15 protein-coding genes are annotated in these 18,406 nt (G+C 67.0%); 6 read left to right on the top strand and 9 right to left on the bottom strand.

Annotation, left to right across the window (positions count from 1 at the left end; translation table 11 throughout):
• Positions 1-69 precede the first annotated feature (69 nt).
• Positions 70-828, top strand: coding sequence for an SDR family oxidoreductase (locus PQB87_RS23740; RefSeq protein WP_489244028.1), 759 nt, complete (start codon positions 70-72; stop codon positions 826-828).
• 79 nt (positions 829-907) lie between these two features.
• Here the strand turns inward: PQB87_RS23740 and PQB87_RS23735 are convergent, their stop codons facing one another.
• A complete protein-coding gene (locus tag PQB87_RS23735; protein WP_124531797.1) occupies positions 908-1,693 on the bottom strand; it encodes an AraC family transcriptional regulator in 786 nt (261 codons plus the stop codon).
• 219 nt (positions 1,694-1,912) lie between these two features.
• On the opposite strand from PQB87_RS23735, the gene PQB87_RS23730 reads away from it, so the two are divergent.
• The 5 genes from PQB87_RS23730 to PQB87_RS23710 all read left to right on the top strand — a co-directional run bounded on the left by PQB87_RS23730 (position 1,913) and on the right by PQB87_RS23710 (position 9,759).
• Positions 1,913-3,589 carry a cyclic peptide export ABC transporter gene (locus PQB87_RS23730; protein WP_153489342.1) on the top strand — a complete coding sequence of 559 codons (1,677 nt, stop codon included), beginning with the start codon at positions 1,913-1,915 and terminating at the stop codon, positions 3,587-3,589.
• Positions 3,586-4,416, top strand: a complete 831-nt coding sequence (locus PQB87_RS23725; protein WP_153489341.1) for an ABC transporter ATP-binding protein — start codon at positions 3,586-3,588, stop codon at positions 4,414-4,416. The genes PQB87_RS23730 and PQB87_RS23725 overlap by 4 nt, the downstream gene beginning before the upstream one ends.
• Positions 4,413-5,387 (top strand): ABC transporter substrate-binding protein, encoded by a 975-nt coding sequence (locus PQB87_RS23720; protein ID WP_111940855.1) that lies wholly within the window; start codon positions 4,413-4,415, stop codon positions 5,385-5,387. Before PQB87_RS23725 ends, PQB87_RS23720 begins: the two co-directional genes overlap by 4 nt.
• A complete protein-coding gene (fhuB, locus tag PQB87_RS23715; RefSeq protein WP_489244026.1) occupies positions 5,380-7,404 on the top strand; it encodes a Fe(3+)-hydroxamate ABC transporter permease FhuB in 2,025 nt (674 codons plus the stop codon). The genes PQB87_RS23720 and fhuB overlap by 8 nt, the downstream gene beginning before the upstream one ends.
• Before the next feature lie 180 nt (positions 7,405-7,584).
• Positions 7,585-9,759, top strand: a complete 2,175-nt coding sequence (locus PQB87_RS23710; RefSeq protein ID WP_489244025.1) for a TonB-dependent siderophore receptor — start codon at positions 7,585-7,587, stop codon at positions 9,757-9,759.
• A gap of 277 nt (positions 9,760-10,036) precedes the next feature.
• Here the strand turns inward: PQB87_RS23710 and PQB87_RS23705 are convergent, their stop codons facing one another.
• The 8 genes from PQB87_RS23705 to PQB87_RS23670 form a co-directional block, all read right to left on the bottom strand.
• Positions 10,037-10,582, bottom strand: coding sequence for a hypothetical protein (locus tag PQB87_RS23705; RefSeq protein ID WP_502291563.1), 546 nt, complete (start codon positions 10,580-10,582; stop codon positions 10,037-10,039).
• A gap of 473 nt (positions 10,583-11,055) precedes the next feature.
• A complete protein-coding gene (gene scpA / locus PQB87_RS23700) occupies positions 11,056-13,197 on the bottom strand; it encodes a methylmalonyl-CoA mutase (RefSeq protein WP_489244021.1) in 2,142 nt (713 codons plus the stop codon).
• The gene (locus PQB87_RS23695) at positions 13,194-14,027 is read right to left on the bottom strand and encodes a Pnap_2097 family protein (protein WP_489244020.1); all 834 of its coding nucleotides are present in this window, start codon (positions 14,025-14,027) and stop codon (positions 13,194-13,196) included. The genes scpA and PQB87_RS23695 overlap by 4 nt, the downstream gene beginning before the upstream one ends.
• 5 nt (positions 14,028-14,032) lie before the next feature.
• Entirely contained in the window at positions 14,033-15,334 is a 1,302-nt protein-coding gene (locus tag PQB87_RS23690) for an MSMEG_0569 family flavin-dependent oxidoreductase (RefSeq protein ID WP_489244018.1), read from the bottom strand.
• 56 nt (positions 15,335-15,390) lie between these two features.
• The gene (locus tag PQB87_RS23685; RefSeq protein ID WP_021156903.1) at positions 15,391-15,675 is read right to left on the bottom strand and encodes an MSMEG_0570 family nitrogen starvation response protein; all 285 of its coding nucleotides are present in this window, start codon (positions 15,673-15,675) and stop codon (positions 15,391-15,393) included.
• 9 nt (positions 15,676-15,684) lie between these two features.
• The gene (locus tag PQB87_RS23680; RefSeq protein WP_489244273.1) at positions 15,685-16,869 is read right to left on the bottom strand and encodes an MSMEG_0565 family glycosyltransferase; all 1,185 of its coding nucleotides are present in this window, start codon (positions 16,867-16,869) and stop codon (positions 15,685-15,687) included.
• Positions 16,866-17,849: a sll0787 family AIR synthase-like protein gene (locus PQB87_RS23675; RefSeq protein ID WP_489244017.1), complete on the bottom strand. Its 984-nt coding sequence runs from the start codon at positions 17,847-17,849 to the stop codon at positions 16,866-16,868. Before PQB87_RS23675 ends, PQB87_RS23680 begins: the two co-directional genes overlap by 4 nt.
• Positions 17,846-18,406 carry an MSMEG_0567/Sll0786 family nitrogen starvation N-acetyltransferase gene (locus PQB87_RS23670; RefSeq protein ID WP_006408568.1) on the bottom strand — a complete coding sequence of 187 codons (561 nt, stop codon included), beginning with the start codon at positions 18,404-18,406 and terminating at the stop codon, positions 17,846-17,848. Before PQB87_RS23670 ends, PQB87_RS23675 begins: the two co-directional genes overlap by 4 nt.

Raw genomic sequence — 18,406 nt, 5'->3', positions numbered from 1 at the left:
TTGCCGAATGCGGCGATGATCCCGGTCATCGGCCGCCTCGTCCTCTTTCAACCAGCAGGAAATCAAGCCATGTCTGTCTCGAAGAAATTCGCAGCCGTCACCGGCGCCGGCTCCGGCATCGGTCGTGCAGCGGCCGTCGCGCTCGCCCAGGCGGGATTCACCGTCGCGCTGCTCGGTCGCACGGAGGCCTCGTTGCGCGAAACGCAGGACGCGATCCGCGCCGCCGGCGGCGACGCGCACGCGTTTCCTGCGGACGTCACCGACGAAGCATCGGTCGACCACGCGTTTGCGCAGATCGCGCAGCAGTTCGGCCGGCTCGACGTGCTGTTCAACAATGCCGGCCGCAACGCCCCGCCAGTTTCGCTCGACGAATACGAATTCGACGTGTGGAACGGCGTCGTCGCGACGAACCTGACCGGCGTCTTTCTGTGCGCACGGGCCGCATGGCGCCTGATGAAAGCGCAAACGCCGCAGGGCGGCCGAATCATCAACAACGGCTCGATCTCGGCGCATGCGCCGCGCCCCGATACGATCGCGTACACGGCCACCAAGCATGCGGTGACCGGCATCACCAAGGCGCTGGCGCTCGACGGCCGCCGGTACAACATCGCGTGTGGCCAGATCGACATCGGCAACGCCGCGACGTCGCTGACGGAACGGATGACGCAAGGCGTCCCGCAAGCCGACGGCAGCCTCGCACCCGAGGCGCGCATGGACGTCACGCACGTCGCGAACGCGATCGTCCAGATGGCGAACCTGCCGCTGGACACGAACATCCTGAACATGACGATCATGGCGACGGCCATGCCGTTCGTCGGGCGGGGGTAAGCGCGCGCGACATCGAATCCCGTTCGGGCCGCCTGCGTCCGCGGCGCCGCATCGCCGGGCCGGCCCGAATCATGCCCGCTCAGCTCGCTGCGAGATATCGCTGCGGCGATTCGCCCGTGATCCGTCGGAACATGACGATGAACGCGCTCGCGCTGCGATACCCGAGATCCTTTGCCACCTGCGCAACCGACTGGCCGAGCGCAAGGCGCGTGATCGCTTCCGCGACGCGCATCTGCTGCCGCCAGGCCACGAACGTCAGCCCCGTCTCGGCATGCAGCCGGCGCGCGAGCGTACGGCCGCTCGCGCCGAATTGCTCGCCCCAGAAGTCCAGCGTGAGATCGCTCGCGGGGTCGTTCATCATGTGCTCGCACAGCTTGAGCAGGCGCTCGTCGCGCGGCAAGGGCACACCCGGCTCGGCGAGGCTCGGCGTTTCCGCGAGCACTTTCATCAGCAACGACGCGGCGAGTCCGGCACGGCTCGTGGCCGTATAAGTATCCGCCCCGTCGACCACCGTGAGCGCGAGTTCCCGCAGCAACACCGACACGGCGATGACCGCCGGCTCTTCCCAAGGCCACGGAAACACTTCGGGTTCCACATAGACGCTGCATAGCGCGGTGTCGCCCACCGCGTGCAGTTCGTGATCGACGTCCGACGGCAGCCACACCGCCCGCGACGGCGGGAGCGTCCACGTTCGGGCCGGCGTGAGCACGCGGACGACGCCCTTGGCTGCAAAGACGAGCTGGCCATGGCGATGCTGATGCCAGGCCACGCGTTCGCCTTGACGGTAGTTCACGAGGGTCGCGGCCACTTGGCGCGGCAGCGGCACCCGCGCCAGCGGATAGCGCTTGAGCAGGAAAGCCTTCATCGGAGACGGTCGAAAGGAAGTGCGCCATGATATTTCAAATTCACCAAATTCTGTCAAAAATTCGATATCGCCTGTCTACCTTTCGGCTGCGGAAGGCATTAATCTCCTTATCCATCAATGGTTACGGCCAAATCCCGCCCTCCATGTTTAATACGTCTCATTCTTATCTCTGAGACACAACACGTGCAGCCGGCACGTCCGCACGACCTTCGACGACTTATGCCTCCGATTGCCTCATTGCTCCGCTACTCACGCTGGTTGCTGCCGGTCGCGCTGCTCGCGAGTCTCGCGAGCGGCTTCGCGAACGCGGCGCTCGTGGCACTCATCAACCAGGCGCTGCAAGCATCGGGCGCACAGCTGATGCACCTGGGCATGCGCTTCGTACTGCTCGCCGCGCTGGTGCTCGTGACGCGCATCGGCTCGCAGGCGCTGTTCATGTATCTCGGTCAACGCGTCAAGGCTCAACTGCGCATGCAGACGATCGGACGCATTACCGCCGCGTCGTTCCGCGATCTGGAGCGGTGCGGCGCGGCCCGCGCGGTGGGCGCGCTGACCCAGGATCTCGACAGCATCGTCGTGTTCTTCGTGAGCCTGCCCTCCATTGCGATGCAGGGCGCCGTGATCGTCGGCTGTCTCGCGTACCTTGGCATGCTCTCGCTGCCGATCCTTGCGGTCGCGCTGGGCGTGCTCGGGGCCGGCACGCTCGGCACGCAGCTGGTGAGCGCCCGTGCGCTGCGTCATCTGCGCGCCTCGCGCGACCGAGAGGACACGCTGCTGAACCAGTTTCGTGCGTTGTTCGACGGCGCCAAGGAACTCAAGCTGCATCGCGCGCGCGCGGACGCGTTCGTCGGCAGCGAGCTCGCACCGCACGTGGAAGCGGTGCGCGTGCAGCGCACACGCGGCTATGTGCTGCACGCGCTCGCGGCAAGCTGGGGCAATTTGCTGCTGTTCGGCTTCGTCGGCCTGACGACTTTCGTGCTCGCACATCTGTTCGGCGCCGACGCACACGTCATGTCGGGCTACGCGCTCGTGTTCCTCTATCTGATCATGCCGGTCGAAGGGCTGCTCGCGGCGCTACCGTCGCTCAACTCGGCACGCGTTGCGTTCGAGCGCATCGGCGCGCTCGAAGCGGCGCTGCCTGCCGAACCAGGCAATCACGCCGATTCCGCCCCGGCCCCGGCCGAAGGATTCTCGCGCATCGCGTTCGAAGGTGTCGAACATCGTTATGTGCGCGAAAGCGACGACGGCCTGTTCACGCTCGGGCCCGTCGATCTGACGTTCGACGCCGGAGAGCTCGTGTATCTCGTCGGTGGCAACGGCAGCGGCAAGACCACGCTCGCGAAGCTGCTCGTCGGCCTTTACGCGCCCGAGCGCGGACGTCTGCTCGTCGACGGCGTCGCCGTGGACGACGCGACGCGTGCCGCGTATCGACAGCGTTTCTCGGTGGTCTTCAGCGATTTTCATCTGTTCGATTCGCTGCTCGGCCTGACCGGCGAACGCGAAGGGATGGTGCGTACGTTGCTCGTCGCGCTGCAACTCGACCACAAGGTGCGCATCGAGCGCGGCACGTTCTCCACGCTCGCCCTTTCGCAAGGTCAGCGCAAGCGCCTCGCGCTGCTGGTCGCATTCCTGGAGGATCGACCGTTCTATGTCTTCGACGAATGGGCGGCCGATCAGGACCCGGCCTTCAAGGACGTGTTCTATCGCACGCTGTTGCCCGCGCTGAAGGCGCGCGGCAAGACCGTGCTGGTCATCACGCACGACGATCGCTACTTCGATCTCGCCGACCGTCTCGTCAAACTCGAGAACGGGCGCATCGCCGCGATTACCGCGGACACGGCCGGCGCGGACAACACGCGGCGTACGGGCGGCAACGACATGGCGAGCGCGGCATGAGCCATATCGTGCGCGACGAAGCAGCCCGCTCCGCATGCGGCGACACCGGCAATGCCGCGACGTTCTCGCTCGAACGCGTGTCGTACGTCGCCAGCGGCCGTCCCCTGCTGCAATCGATCAATCTCGCGATCGAACCCGCATGCGTGACCGGGCTGGTCGGGCACAACGGTTCGGGCAAATCCACGCTCGTCAAATTGCTCGCTCGTCAGCTCGCCCCCACTACCGGCACGATTCGCTACGCGGGCAAGCCGCTCGCCGACTGGGGCGCACGCCAGTTCGCGCGCCAGGTCGCGTATCTACCGCAGCAGACGCCGCCCACCGACGGCATGACCGTGCACGAACTGGTCGCCCTCGGGCGTTATCCGTGGCATGGCGCGCTCGGACGCTTCGGGGACGAAGACGCCGCGCACGTCGAGCGCGCGATGCGTGCAGCGGATGTGCTCCGTCACGCCGATCGCCCCGTCGACGTACTGTCGGGCGGCGAGCGTCAGCGTGCATGGCTGGCGATGCTGGTCGCACAGGACTGCCGCTGCATGCTGCTCGACGAACCGACGTCGGCGCTCGACCTCAACCATCAGCTCTCGGTGCTCGAACTCGTGCGCACGCTCTGCGCGACGAGGGCGATGAGCGCCGTCGTCGTCCTGCACGACGTGAACATGGCCGCGCGGTTCTGCGACCGTATCGTTGCGCTGCGCGAGGGCCGTCTGCTGATGCGCGAACGCGCCGCCGACATCATGGACCCGGTACACCTCGAATCGATCTACGGCGTGCCGATGCGCGTGAGCGCCGATCCGGTCAGCGGGCGGCGCCTGGGGTTTCCGGCATGAACCTGCTCGTTGCGAATCCGCGCCGCCGGCAACTGCTCGTCGCGCTCACCGCGCTCGCCGGCTCAGGCCCACGGTTCTCCGCGGCATGCGTCGCTGCCGCGGTCACACGGTTCCCGCACCGCATCGTGGTGCTCAACTGGGAACTGACGGAAACGCTGCTCGCGCTCGGGCGCGCGCCCGTCGGCATTCCGTTGCCCGACTGGTATGCGAGCGGCATCGTGACGCCGCCGTTGCCGCCCGGCGTCGCCGATGTCGGCCTGCTCTATCAACCGAATTTCGAGGTGCTGCTCGCGCTCGCGCCGGATCTCATCATCGTCACGCCTGCGCATGCGGCGCTGATGACACCGCTCCGACGCATCGCGCCGACGCTCACGCTGGGCACATACATGAGCGCTGCACGACCGCTCGAAGTGCTCTGCGACGAAACATCCGCGATGGGGCGCGCGATCGATGCGCCGCTATGCGCCACCGAGCTGATCGCCGCCGCGCAACGGGAATTCGCGTCGGTGGCCACCCGGATCGCGAGCACCGGGGCTCACCCGGCGCGCGCCGTGATCGTCGCCGAAGCACTCGACGAGCGACATTTTCGCGTCTATGGCACGGGTAGCCTGTTCGACGACGTGCTCGCGCGCATCGGTGTCGACAATGCTGCCCATCCTCGCGACGCGGCGAGCCGCGCGGCCTCCACACCATGGCGCACCTCCGTAACCGGCTCGGCCACCGTCGCGCTGGAACGCCTGTTCGATGTCCCGCACGCGGACATTCTGCTGATCGGGCCGCTGCGCGCCGACGTGCGTGCCGCGCTGAACCAGAGCCCGTTGTGGCGTGCGTTGCCTGCCGTGCGCGAGAAACGCGTCGCAGTACTGCCGGTGATCGCGGCCTTCGGCGGACTCGTGTCGATGCAGCGCTTCGCCTCGGCCGTCTCGATCGCCCTCGCCACACTTGAGCACGGCGGAGGCAGCCTTGCGTAACCTCGTGCTGGCCGGACGCGTCGCGCGGACAAGCGATCGGCGCCTGGCGCTGGTCGGCGCCATGGCCGTACTCGCCGCCTGCCTCACCGGCACGGACGTGCATCGCGCACTGGCGGGCGCATCCTTTTGGCGCGCGCTCGCGGCCACCGCCGACACGCAGGACGTGGGGGCCTTGCTCGTCCACTACAGTCTGCTGCCACGCGTCGCGATGACGCTGCTGTGCGGCGCCGCACTCGGTCTCGCGGGCGCGCTGATGCAACAGGTGCTGCGCAATCCGCTCGCTGAACCCATGACGCTCGGGGTGTTCCCGGGCGCGTACCTCACGCTGTCTGTCGCGACGATCTGGATGCCCGGCTGGTTGGCCATGGGTCGAAGCACGCTGGCGCTCGCGGGCGGCGCGGCCGCGATGCTCGTCGTGTTCGCGCTGGCATGGGCGCAACGTATGTCGCCGCTCGGCGTGATCCTCGGCGGCATGGTGGTGAACCTGTACTGCGGCGCAATCAGTCTCGCGATCTCGGTGGTGCATTTCGACAGGCTTGCGGGCTTGCAGATCTGGGGCGGCGGCGCGCTCGACCAGAACGGCTGGCAACCGACGCTGCATCTGGGCATGCAGCTCGCCGCCTGCGCGGGCGGCGCCGCACTGCTCTATCGTCCGCTGAGTCTGTTCGACGCAGGCGACACCACGGCGCGCCATCTCGGTGTCGCGGTCGGATGGGTGCGCGGCGCCGCGTTGTTCGTCGCGGTCGCGCTCACGGCGTTCGTGGTCGCCGAAGTGGGCGTCATCGGCTTCATCGGCCTGGCCGCACCGTTGCTGGCCCGCCTGGCCGGCGCGCGGCAATTGCGCGCGCGGCTCGTGTGGTCACCGCTCACCGGCGCGGCGCTGCTGTGGCTCACCGATGAAATCGTGCGCACGGCCGCGCGGGCCGACCTGTTTTCCGCGCACGTGATCGCAACCGGAAGCGCGACCGCGATCGTGGGCGTGCCGCTGCTCGTCGCGTTGCTGCCGCGTTTGCGCACGCGGCCCGATGCGCATGCTGCAGCGGGCCCCCGGCATGATCGCCGCGCGCCTCGTGCGATGGCGCTGGTGTGGGCCATGCTGCTGCCGCTCGCATGCCTGCTGTCGCTGGCGGTCTCTCGCGGCCCCACCGGCACGAGCGTCGCAACGCTCACGCAAATCGAAAGCCTGCTGTTCTGGCGCGGCCCTCACCTCGTCGCGGCGCTGGCGGCGGGCGCTCTGCTGGCAGTCGCGGGAACACTGCTGCAACGCATGAGCGCGAATCCGATGGCGAGTCCCGACGTGCTCGGTGTGGGTTCCGGCGGCATGTTCGGCATGGTCGCCGTGCTGTTTCTCGGTCACCGCCTCGTTCCCGCCGCGCTGGTGGCAGGCTGCGTGGCCGGCACGTTCGCGACGTTGGTGCTGCTCGTCTGGTTCGGACGGCGCGCGCGATTCGCGCCCGAGCGCCTGCTGCTCGTCGGGCTGTCGATCAGTGCGCTGTTCAACACGGTAGTCGGCGCGCTGATGTCAAGCGGCGATCCGCGCGCGGGCGTGCTCGTCGATCTGCTGATCGGATCCACCTACTACGTCGCGCCCGACATCGCATGGAGCATCGCGGCACTCGCGCTCCTCACGCTCGCCGTTGCACCGCTGACCGGACGCTGGCTCGCCGCTCTGGCGCTCGGCACGGACGTCGCGGCGAGCGTCGGCGTGCCCGTGGGTCGCGCGCGCTTCGCATTGCTGCTGCTGGCGGCCATGTCAACGGCGGCGGCTACCGTGATTGTCGGGCCGTTGTCGTTCGTCGGGCTGATCGCGCCGCATATCGCACGGTTTTCCGGTGCGCGCCGCCCCGTGCCGCAGCTCTATCTGGCCGCAACCCTCGGCGCGCTGCTGATGGTGACGGCGGACTGGCTCGGGCGGCAGATCGCTTTTCCGCAGGAAATCGCGACCGGCCTCGTCGCCACGCTGCTCGGCGGACCGTGGCTCGTCGCGCTCGTGATGCTGCGCGGGTTGCGGCGGTAATTGCGTCGCGGGTCGCGGGATCGACCACGATGTCGGTCCCGCGATTGTTCGGTAGTGCATGGATTCAGGACAGACGAGGCCGTCAGATGCCCGTCGATAAAGATCGTCCCCCCCATTTTTCAACCCGCCGCTGGCGGGAGGAAGCAGTTCGACGTTTTTTCAACATCGGGATGATCAACCATGACAACGAGAATAGACCACCCGCGCGCGCGGCGCGTGACGACGGGACGACGCAGCGGTGCCCCGCTCGCCTTTTCGGCGCTGTGCCTCGCCTCCTCGTGGGCGAACGCGCAAGGCTCGCCCGCCCCGGCCGGCGGCATGCTGCCCGTCTTGACGGTGGTGGGCACAAAGGACGCCGACGCGACAACCGAAGGCAGCGGCAACTACGCTGCTAAGTGGGCCACCATCGGCGGAAAGGTCGCGCAATCGATCAAGGAGACGCCGAACTCGGTCTCGGTGCTCACGCGCGAGCGGATGGACGACCAGAACGTCACGACCATCCAGCAGGCGTTGCGCTCCGTGACCGGCGTCAGTTCGATCGACTACGGCGACGGTACCGCGTACTTCCGCGCGCGCGGCTCGCAGCTCGGCATTGAATTCGATGGGGTCCCGACACTGAGCGGCCTGCAGTACCAGTTGCAATTCGATCTGGCGATGTACGACCGCGTCGAGATCCTGCGCGGCCCGGCAGGCTCGATCGATGGCATGGGCGAGCCGGGCGGCGTCGTCAATCTCGTGCGCAAGCGCCCCCAGGATCAGTTCCACGTCGGCACGGAAACACAGGTCGATTCGTTCGGCAGCGTGCGCCAGATGATCGACGTCACCGGGCCGCTGAACAAGGACGGCACGCTGCGCGGACGCGCCGTTCTCGTGGGCAGCACCGGTACGCAATCCATAGAGCGCACGCGCAGCAAGGAGGTGATGGCCTATGGTGCGCTCGATTGGGACCTCACGCCGCGCACGACGCTGTCGTTCTCGGGCGGCTATCAGGTCTCGCCGATTTCCGGCATCGATTACGGTGCCGGCGGCGTGCTGAACAGCACGCGTACCGCGCTCACCGGGCGCGTGCCGAGCGAATACACGCGGAACTTCAGTCCGAGCTGGAACTACGCGTACACCTCGTTGCAGGAGGTCAACGCCAACCTCGTGCATCGGTTCGAAAACGCGTGGCAATCTTCGACCACGCTGTTCTACCGCCACGAACTCTCCAAGGCCTACTACGCGTACTCCGGCCCCGGTGCGACCGCAAACGGCCTCGCGCGCTTCGGAGACCAGCGGCAGCGCACGAGCTATGACTGGTTCGGCGCGGACACCAATGTATCCGGCCCGGTCCGCTTCTGGGGACAGACGCATACGCTGACCATCGGCGCGAACTACGCCGTGATGACATCGGGCGCGCAATCGGGTTACCGCGCGTTGAGCGGCCCGTACGGTGGCGCCTACAGTCTCTACGATCCCAATGCGGTACCCGCCGTGGACGTACCGTACACGTTCGGCACCAATCACCGCACCGTGCAATACGGCGTCTATGCGCAGGCGCGTATCAAGCTCGCCACGCCGCTGACGCTCGTGCTCGGCGGCCGCGAGGCGTTCCTGCAAGACCGCACGCAGTCGACGTTGCCGAGCGTCGCGGACTGGACGACCAACGCACAGGTCAATCATCGCTTCCTGCCGTCCGCCGGCTTGCTGTGGGACATCGTGCCGTCGCTGACGGCCTATGCCAACTATGCGCGTTTCCTCGATGCGCAAACGCAAGGCACGTACTCGGGGCCGGGCCTGCCGCCGCGCTCGGGTGAGCAGTACGAAGTAGGCATAAAAAGCAGCCTGCTCGATGGCCGCCTGAATGCGAACGCCGCGCTGTTCCGCATCAACGACGACAACCGCGCCGTTGCCGATCCTGCCCATCAGTTCTATTACGTGTCCGCAGGCAAGGCACGCAATCAGGGTATCGAGCTCGAACTCACTGGCCAGCCGACGCCGGACTGGAATCTCTATGCTGGCTACACGTATCTGAACGCACACTACGAGAACGACTCGCCCGATCTCACCGACGGCACGGATCCGAAGCATTTGTTCAAGCTGTGGACCCGATATACGCTCTCGCAAGGCCCGTTACGCGGATTCTCGATCGGGGGCGGCATGCTCGCCCAAACGCGGATTTCCCGTGGCGTCGAACAGGGTGGCTATGCGGTTTTCGACGCACAAGCGGGATATCGTTTCACCAAGCACGTGACGGCGTCCTTGCAATTGAATAACGTGTTCAATCGCAGGTACTACATTCGTCCGCCCAGCACCTATTACAGCGTATTCGGCGATGCGCGCAACGTGATGTTGACCGTGCGTTCGGATTTCTAGGGGCCGCCGCGCGACGAATACGTCGCGACGTACGGCGACCCTGATGATCGTCGCGAAGAGCGACATGAAGGTGGTGCTGCCGCGCCGCCTCACGCAGCACGTCGCGTTGTCGATGCCGGTCACGCTGGTGCCGCTGCCAGTCGAGGTCGCACCGTTCGCGTTGACGATGATCTGGCACGAGCGCACGCACGACGATCCGGCGCACGACGTCAACACAATGGAAGTCGTCACGTACGGCAGGACAGGCACGACTGGCAAATACACCGGGCGTCAGGTGTCAATCCGAAACGCGTGCGGTCGATCGCGCCCGGCCGGCGCCAATGGCAACGACCGCGCCACCCGGTATCGCCATGACGATCGAGGTCAACGTCACGACGGGCGCAACGCGCCCGTGGCCGGAAAAGCGCCCCACAAGCAGCCCGGCAAGCGGCTGCGTCGCGTTATTCAGCAAGACGATGACACCCGTCGTCTTGCCGTAGTCCCGAGGCGGGATGATGGCCTGCCGTGCACTGCGTATGTACGCGTTGAACATCTTGTCGAAGCCGACAACCAACAGGAAACCGGTGGCGTTCACCGCAATCGAACCCGCCATGCCCATCGCGAGGCCGCCGGCCGCGATCGCGACGAATGCGACGATTCCAAGCCGCACACGCGAGATCTCGATACGCGCGACGAACAACAGGATCGCGACCGCCGCAATCGCGCCCGCGACCTGCAGCGCGGCATAGACGCCGCCGGACTGCCGAAACGCGCCAGTGCCCGTCTCGCCGAGGATCAGCGCGGGCGCGGCACTGGGCCCGATCTGCTCGACGAAGCGCAGCACGGCACGCGATGCGGGATCGGCGAACACGAGCGCCTTCGCGCGCACCGAGAGTGGGCGATGCTCGCTTTCCGGCAGCGAAATGAGCGGTGGGGAATCTGTAGGGTTGTCCATGGTCCGGGCGCGGGCGGACCGGTTGACGATACGGGTGTCCGCCCGAGGGTTTGATCTTAGTCAACCTCCAGCGCGCCCAAAATACCGATTACTGGGATGCTTCGCTGCCGCGCGCAAATAACGAATCCCGTGTGCGTCGCGCAGCGCGCGGCATCCCGTGCGAGACACGCGCCACCGACGAGCAAGGCCAGCCAGGACGACCCGGCACCGGCCACACGAGTCGCCACCATAAAACCGCTATTCGCGCTCGACGCTGGCCTGGGCGTGCGCGCGGCCGAGGGCGTCGCCGTGATCGCGTTACACGGCACCCACCGCTCGTTCGCGAGATGCCCCCTGTCGCCCGAACGGCCGGCCGCCCCGCGTCAGTTGGCGCCCGCCGCCAGGTGTCCACACCGAGCCCGCTCGATACATGCGCACAGCGCTTCGGCGATAGCGTCGATCGGTGCGCCGGGCCCGAACGTCGCCGCGACACCCTTCATCTTCAGGTGTCGCGCATCCGCCACGGGAAAGATTCCGCCCAACACCACCTGAATCGCGGCGTCATACGACGCCAGTGCGTGGAGTAGCCCCTCGACCAGTTCGAGGTGGGCACCCGACAACGACGAAATGCCCACGATGTCGGCGCCATACGCCTGCGCGGCAGCCGCCACACATGCCGGCTGCTGAAACAGCGGCAGGCGCAGGACGTCGAATCCGGCGTCCTCGAGCGCAGCTGCGACGACGGCTGCACCGCGGTCGTGCCCGTCCTGGCCGAGCTTGGCGATCATGATGCGCGGCCTGCGTCCCACGCGTTTCGCCAGCCGGTCGACGCAGCCCTTCGCCGCCCGCCATGCAGCGTCGTCTCGCCGATGTTCGCCGTAGACGCCCTCGCCGTCCGCTTCCACCGCCACGACATGCCGCGGCCATACCGATTCCAGCGCGCGCGTACACTCCCCGACGGTCGCACGTGCCCGCATGCAGTCGATCGCCAGTGCCAGCAGGTTTCCGGTGCCGTCGCGCGCGGCATCGGCCAGCCGCTGCAACGCCGTCGCAACCCGCGCCGGATCGCGCGCGGCCTTGACGGCTGCGATTCGCCGCGCCTGCCCGGCACGCACATGACGGCCGTCGATCTCGCACACCATGAATTCGCCAGTCGTTTCGTCCGCGACGAAACGGTTCACGCCAACCACGGTCCGGCGCCCGGAATCGACCAGTGCCTGCGTCGCGGCCGCGGCGCGCAGCAAGCGCCGCTTGACCCAGCCGGACTCGATCGCGGCGATCACGCCGCCCTGCGCGTCGATGGCGGCCAGCTCGGCGCGCACGCGTGTCGCGATGTCGTCCGTCAGCGACTCCATCATGTACGAGCCGGCCCACGGATCGACCGTGTCGCACAGTCCCGTTTCATGCTGCAGAATCAGCTGCGTATTGCGCGCGAGGCGCGCCGCCGCCGCGGAAGGCAACGCAAGCGCTTCATCGTACGCATTCGTGTGCAGCGACTGCGTGCCGCCGAACGCCGCGGCCATCGCCTGCGCCGTCACGCGAACGATGTTGTTTTCCGGCTCCTGTGCCGTCAACGACCAGCCCGACGTCTGACAATGCATGCGCAGTGCACACGCCCGGGGCGAACGCGCGCCGCACGCGTGTGCGATCTCCGCCCACAGCAGGCGCACCGCGCGCAGCTTGGCGATTTCCGTATAGAAATCGCTGCCGACGCCGAAGAAAAAGCTCAAACGGGAGCAGGCTTCATCCGCAGGCATGCCGCGTGCGGCCAGCGTGTCGACGTACGCGCGCGCGTTCGACAGCGTCAGCGCGAGCTCGAGCACGGCATCGGCGCCGGCTTCCTGGAAGTGATATCCCGACACCGACAGCGCGTTGAAGCGCGGCGCATGCCGCGCGAGCCACAACGCGACGTCGGCGACGATCCGCATCGACGGCTCCGGCTCGAAGATCCACGTATTACGGACCATGTACTCCTTCAGGATGTCGTTCTGAATCGTTCCGCCGATCCGCTCGGGCGGCACGCCCTGCTCCTCGGCGGCCACGACGAACGCCGCCATGATCGGCAGGACCGCGCCATTCATCGTCATCGACACGGTCGTGGCGTCGAGCGCAATGCCGTCGAACAGCCGCACCATGTCCTCGACCGTATCGATCGCGACGCCGGCCAAGCCGACGTCGGCCCGCGCCTCGGTGCAGTCCGAGTCGTAGCCCCGCTGCGTTGCCAGGTCGAATGCCACGGACAACCCCTGCGCGCCCTGCTCGAGTGCCGTGCGAAACGCGAGATTGGAATCTGCGGCGTCGGCATGCCCCGTGTATTGCCGGATCGTCCATGGGCGATCGGTATACATCGACGCGTACGGCCCGCGCACATAGGGCCACGCTCCGGGCATGCCGTCGAGATGCGCGACGGCGTCGAGATCGCTGCGCGTGTAGAGTTTCCGCAGCGGCACCGCGCGCGCGCCTCGATCGTTCCGCGCGACGTTCTCCACGCCGGTGCCCGGCTCCTTGCATGCCGCTTCGTTCATGCCCGACTCCAGCGCTTTTGCGTGATCACATCGGCAATCTTCGTCCCGTCGCCGTCGCGCACGATTTCGCTCCAGTGCAACAGGCCATCCGCATCGGATCGAGCACGCGCGAAACGCACGGTCAACGAATCGCCGATGTCGAGATTTCCATGAAAGTACAGTTGACGCGCCGCCAGCACGGGTGCCTGCTCGAAGCGGTAATGCTGCCATTCCGCGCGGTCGACGAATGCCTGGAAGCTGGCGAAGTAAAGCAGGTCCGCGCCATTGAAATCCATGTTCGGGCACGGCAGAAACGAGACGCTTGCGCCGTCGCCCTCCGCGAGGCCGGCGAGCGCCGGCACGATCGACGCATCCCGCACGCGCAACTTCTTCGCACGTTCCGCCATCGCCAGCGCATCGGCCGGGACCGGTCCGGTGCGGCCGTCGATGCCGGTCATGCGTGCCTTCGCCACCGAGCGGTTGCTGCCGGCGTGCTCGCGCGTCACGAACGTCGACATCATCCGCACGATACCGGCTTCGTCGTCGCCGTGCCGGATCCGCTGCTCGCTGAAATGGCGAATCGGGCCGACCCTGCGAAGCGCGACATGAAGCGCGAACGTGTCGTTCTCGCGAATCGCGTGACGGCGGTTCATGTCGACGTGCACCGCAACGAACGACGCATAGGCGCGCCGCCCCTCGTCGTCGAAGAACTCGGGGACGTCGCGGCCGCCGTGCGCGGCCAACGCTTCCCAGTGACGCTGCCCGCACTCCTTGAGCAGCCAGTTCTCCGCGAGCCCCGTGTGCGCGAGTTGCGGCATGCCGGCCCGATAGCGATGGATGGCGGTATGCATCGGCGTCAGGCGGCCAGGCCTTCGGCCGAGCGTCGCGCGGCCGTCGTCCCGACCTGGATCTGGTCGACGATATGGGCGGCATCGCGCGCCACCCCGGAGAATCGCCCGGAACCCCACGTATATAGCCACGGCAGCCCGACGAAGTAGAGCCCCGGAACCGGCGTCACACCGCGCCGGTGCGCGGGATAACCGCGGCCGTTGAATACCGGCGCATCCAGCCAGCTGAAATCCGGAGTGAAGCCGATGCACCAGACGACCGATGCGATGCCGCTGGCCGCGAGATCGAGCGCCGTGCGCTCGCCGGCCGGACGCCACACGGGCTCGTAGCGCGTCGCCGGCGGCGCCGCGATCCCGTTCTTCTCGATATGGGCATCGATGCCGGCATTGATCCGGTTATACGTATCGTCGGCGCTGTCGAGCTGCGCCGACAGATCCGCGGAGAAGCGCAACTGCCCGCCCGCGAAATCCTCCAGCCGGCCGTACAGTTCCATCCCTTCGGCCGCAAAGCGGCGTAGATCGATATCGCGCCCGCCATCGCGGCCGGTCACATAGTGGTTGGTATTGTCGCGCACGCCTTCGCGCAGCGGATGCGCATCGACCGGCATGTCGTAGTACTGCATGTCGGCCAGCCAGTCGACGACGTCCCTGCCCCGGTAGAAACGGGCACAGCGCGGTGCATCGCCCACCGCGAGGAACACCTTCCGCCCGGCGAGGTGGAGGTCTTCCGCGATCTGCGCGCCCGACTGTCCCGATCCGACCACGAGAACCGGCCCGTCCGGCAATGCGGCCGGATTCCGGTATTCCGACGACTGGATCTGGACGATCGTTGCCGGCAACCGCTCGGCCATCCGCGGCACGATCGGCCGATGGTAGCCGCCCGATGCAACGACGACCTGATCCGCCGTGTACGCGCCGCGCGACGTCGCGATGCGATAACGTCCGTCCGCGTCGCGCGTCACACGCTCGACGGCGGTATGTTCCAGCACCGGTGCATCGACGCTGCGGATGAATCCGTCGAGATACTCGACGATCTCGTCCTTCGTCATGAAGCCGTGCGGATCGGCACCGCGATACGGATAACCCGGCAGCGCACACTGCCAGTTCGGCGTCACGAGACAGAACGCGTCCCAGCGCTGCTTGCGCCACGTGTGCGTCACGGTCTCCTTTTCGAATACGAGATGATCGATACCTGCCTGCTTCAGGTAGTAGCTGATCGACAACCCCGCCTGCCCGCCGCCGATGACGGCTACGCGCAGATGGGAATCGGAATCCGGGAGGCTGGATGAAACAACGGGTTCGCTTGACATGATGCAGTCCTGAATGTGTGTTGAAGAAGACAGTGGATTCCTGCGTGCCATACGCGTCAAACGAGTTCGATGACGGTCACGGTCGCGTCGCCCTGCGGCGCAAATCGTTCCGCGTTCGCTTCGATCCGTGCCAGCTCGTCCATCGCGGCCGAGCACGCGAATCCGTATTTCTCGCGAACGCGATCGGACGCGATACCCAGTGCGCGTCGGGCTCGCTCGACGAAGTCGTCGAGCGCGTACTGCGTCTCGGGCGTGAAGAATTCCGACACGACGGTCGAAGGCGAATAGCAATTTGTTTCCGACTGATCGGGCCAACGAACCCGAAAATGCATGACCGGCATGATTCCTCCTCATTCAGTGGACACGACTCGCGCACGCTGCGCCAGCCGGGCCCGGTAGATATCCAGATGCCTTCGCGCACTCGCTTCCCATGAGTAGCGGTTCAGCACTGCGGGGACGGCATGTGCGAAATCGGGAACACGCCGTCCCGAGAGCGCGTCGTGCAGCGCGTCGGCAATCGAATCCACATCGCCGGGATCGGCCCACACGCACGCGTGCTCGTCCAGATACTCGGTAAAGGGTTCGATTTCGGACACGACGACCGGCTTTCCGCAAGCAAGCCCCTCGAGCACGACCAGGCCGAATCCCTCTCGAACCGACACCATCGACACCACGTCGGCACAGTGCATCAGCGCGACCAGCGCCGCGTCGTCGAGTGGCCCCGTCGACACGACGGGTTCGTCGACGCCGATCCCCAGCCCGAGGGCAGCGGCGCGCGCGACGAAGCGGCGTGCGTATGCGTCGTGATCGAGAAGGCTCGCGCCGCCCGCGATCACGAGCCGTGCATCGGGCATCGTGCCGCGCAATCGGGCGAACGCCTCGAGCAACTCGATCGAGTTTTTTCGCTCCTCGATCCCGCCGATCGCCAGGACAATCGGACCGCCGTGCAGGCCATACCGCTGCCGCACCGCCTGCATGTCCGCCTGGTCCGCACGAGAGAACCGGGCAACGTCCACGCCGTTGGGCACCACGCTTGCGTCGACCCCGAACGTCTTGCGCATCGTGGCCGCCCACACGGCGCTCACGCACAGCACCTGGTCCGCCGCGCGCCACGCACGTTCCTGCCAGCGTTCGAGCTGCGGGTCGTCGAATACGTCGAGGTGATGCACGGTCCGTACGAAACCGTCTATTGCGCCTGACTGCCGCAACTCGGCCAGCGCATTGCCCGTGATGCTGTCCTGTGCATGCAGAACGTCGAACCCACCCGCCTCGTGCTCCAGCAATGCACGCCTGATCGCGGCAATCCGCGCGGACACCATTTCCGCGACGCTGCCAGGACGGCCATCGACGCACGCCAGCACGACGCGGCACGGGACATCGCGGAACATCGCCTCGCCCGGCGCGGCCGGCGCGAACACGGTGACGTCGCTGCCCGCTTCGTGCAGCGCACTGGCGAGTTCAAGTGCGTGCACGACACCGCCGCGCGGATTCACCGAATGGGTCAGCAGCGCGATGCGCAACGCATCGCCACTCATCGGACACCTCCGCCGCCGGTCATAAACGGTTCGATCCGGAAATCCCACAGCACCGCCGTTTCGCCCGCTTCTTCGACGACGACCTCGCGCGTGGCGTCGATATCGCCAATCACGGCGCACGCGAGCCCGCGCGCCGCGAAGCGTTCCACGATCGCGTCGGCATGCGCCGGCCGGACCGACATCAGGAACCCGTAGCTCGGAAAGGCCGTCAGCCAGCGATCGAAGTCGACGCCGGGCGGACGCGGAATCGCGTCGAGTTCGATGCGCGCGCCGACGCGCGAGCATTCGACGAGCATCAGCGCCGTACCGAGCACGCCCGCCATCGAGATATCCTTCGCGGCATCGCACAGCCCGTCTTCTGCCAGCGCCGGCAGGATCTCGAGATCGCCGCGCAGCCGGGCCGGCGGCGCGCCGACCGACGCATTCCAGAACGGATACGGATCCTCGAATGCGCCACGCAGGTCGACCGCCATCATCAGGCGATCGCCCGGCCGCGCGCTGAAGCTCGACAGCAGCGCGCGAGCCCGGCCCAGGATCGATACCGCAAGCTGCCCCTGCGCGCTGCGCGTGTTGCTGTGGCCGCCGACGATCGGCACGCCATACGCCGACGCAGCCGCGGCCATCCCGGCGAGCACCGGCCGCGCGGCGTCGATTCCGTCGCTCCACAATGCATCGACGACGGCGATCGGCCGCCCGCCCATCGCGTAGATGTCGCTGATGTTCGCCATCACGCCGCTGTACCCCGCGAACCACGGCATCGACTCGACGAAATCGCCGACCATGCCCTCGATCGCGAACAACAGGTAACCGTCCGCGTCGGGAATCGCCGCGCAGTCGTCGCCGAGTGCCACCGCCTGTGCAAGATCCCGCTCGCCGTTCGGCAATGACGCCGCGAGCGATGCGACCACGCCGGAGATGTCGTGCTTGTGCTGGAAGCCGCGACTTGCGCGCAGCGTCGCGATGCGATCGCCGACACTCATTGCCGCACCTCCGAGCGCAGGACGAAACCCTCGAACGGCGTGCCGCACGGCGGATAGTGTGCCAGCCGGGCCTGCATCAGTTGATGAGGACGTCCGAACAACGTTTCCTCGCCGAGCGCATCCCAGTGAAGCCGACGAAACAGCGGCACGTTCTGCGATTGCACGTGTGCGACGAAGGTCCGGCAACCTTCGGCATGCGCGCTGCTGACGGCAAGTGCGATCAGCATCGAGCCGATCCTGCCCTGCCTGCGGAACGCCGGATGCACCGCCAGCCGCGAGCCCATCCAGGTTCCGGGCACGGTTTCATGAATCCGCACCGTGCCGACCACCTGCTCGGGCAGCCCCGCGCAGCAGCTGACTGCGACCAGCAGTTGCGCGTGGCGATCGATATCGTCGCGATCGTCGCCGGCGAAGATCCCCTGCTCGATGCAGAACACCGCCCGGCGCAGTTTGTACGCTTCGTCGATTTCCCACGGAAGCGCCGCCCATTTGATCCGGTATTCGGCGGGCCGGTAGGTGTCGCGGCAGTCGGCCAGCCCCATCTCTGCGCAGTACAT

The sequence above is a fragment of the Burkholderia sp. KL41 genome (assembly GCF_057005415.2).
Note: the sequence above shows the minus strand (reverse complement) of the source record. Positions and strands in the feature narration are given on the sequence as shown.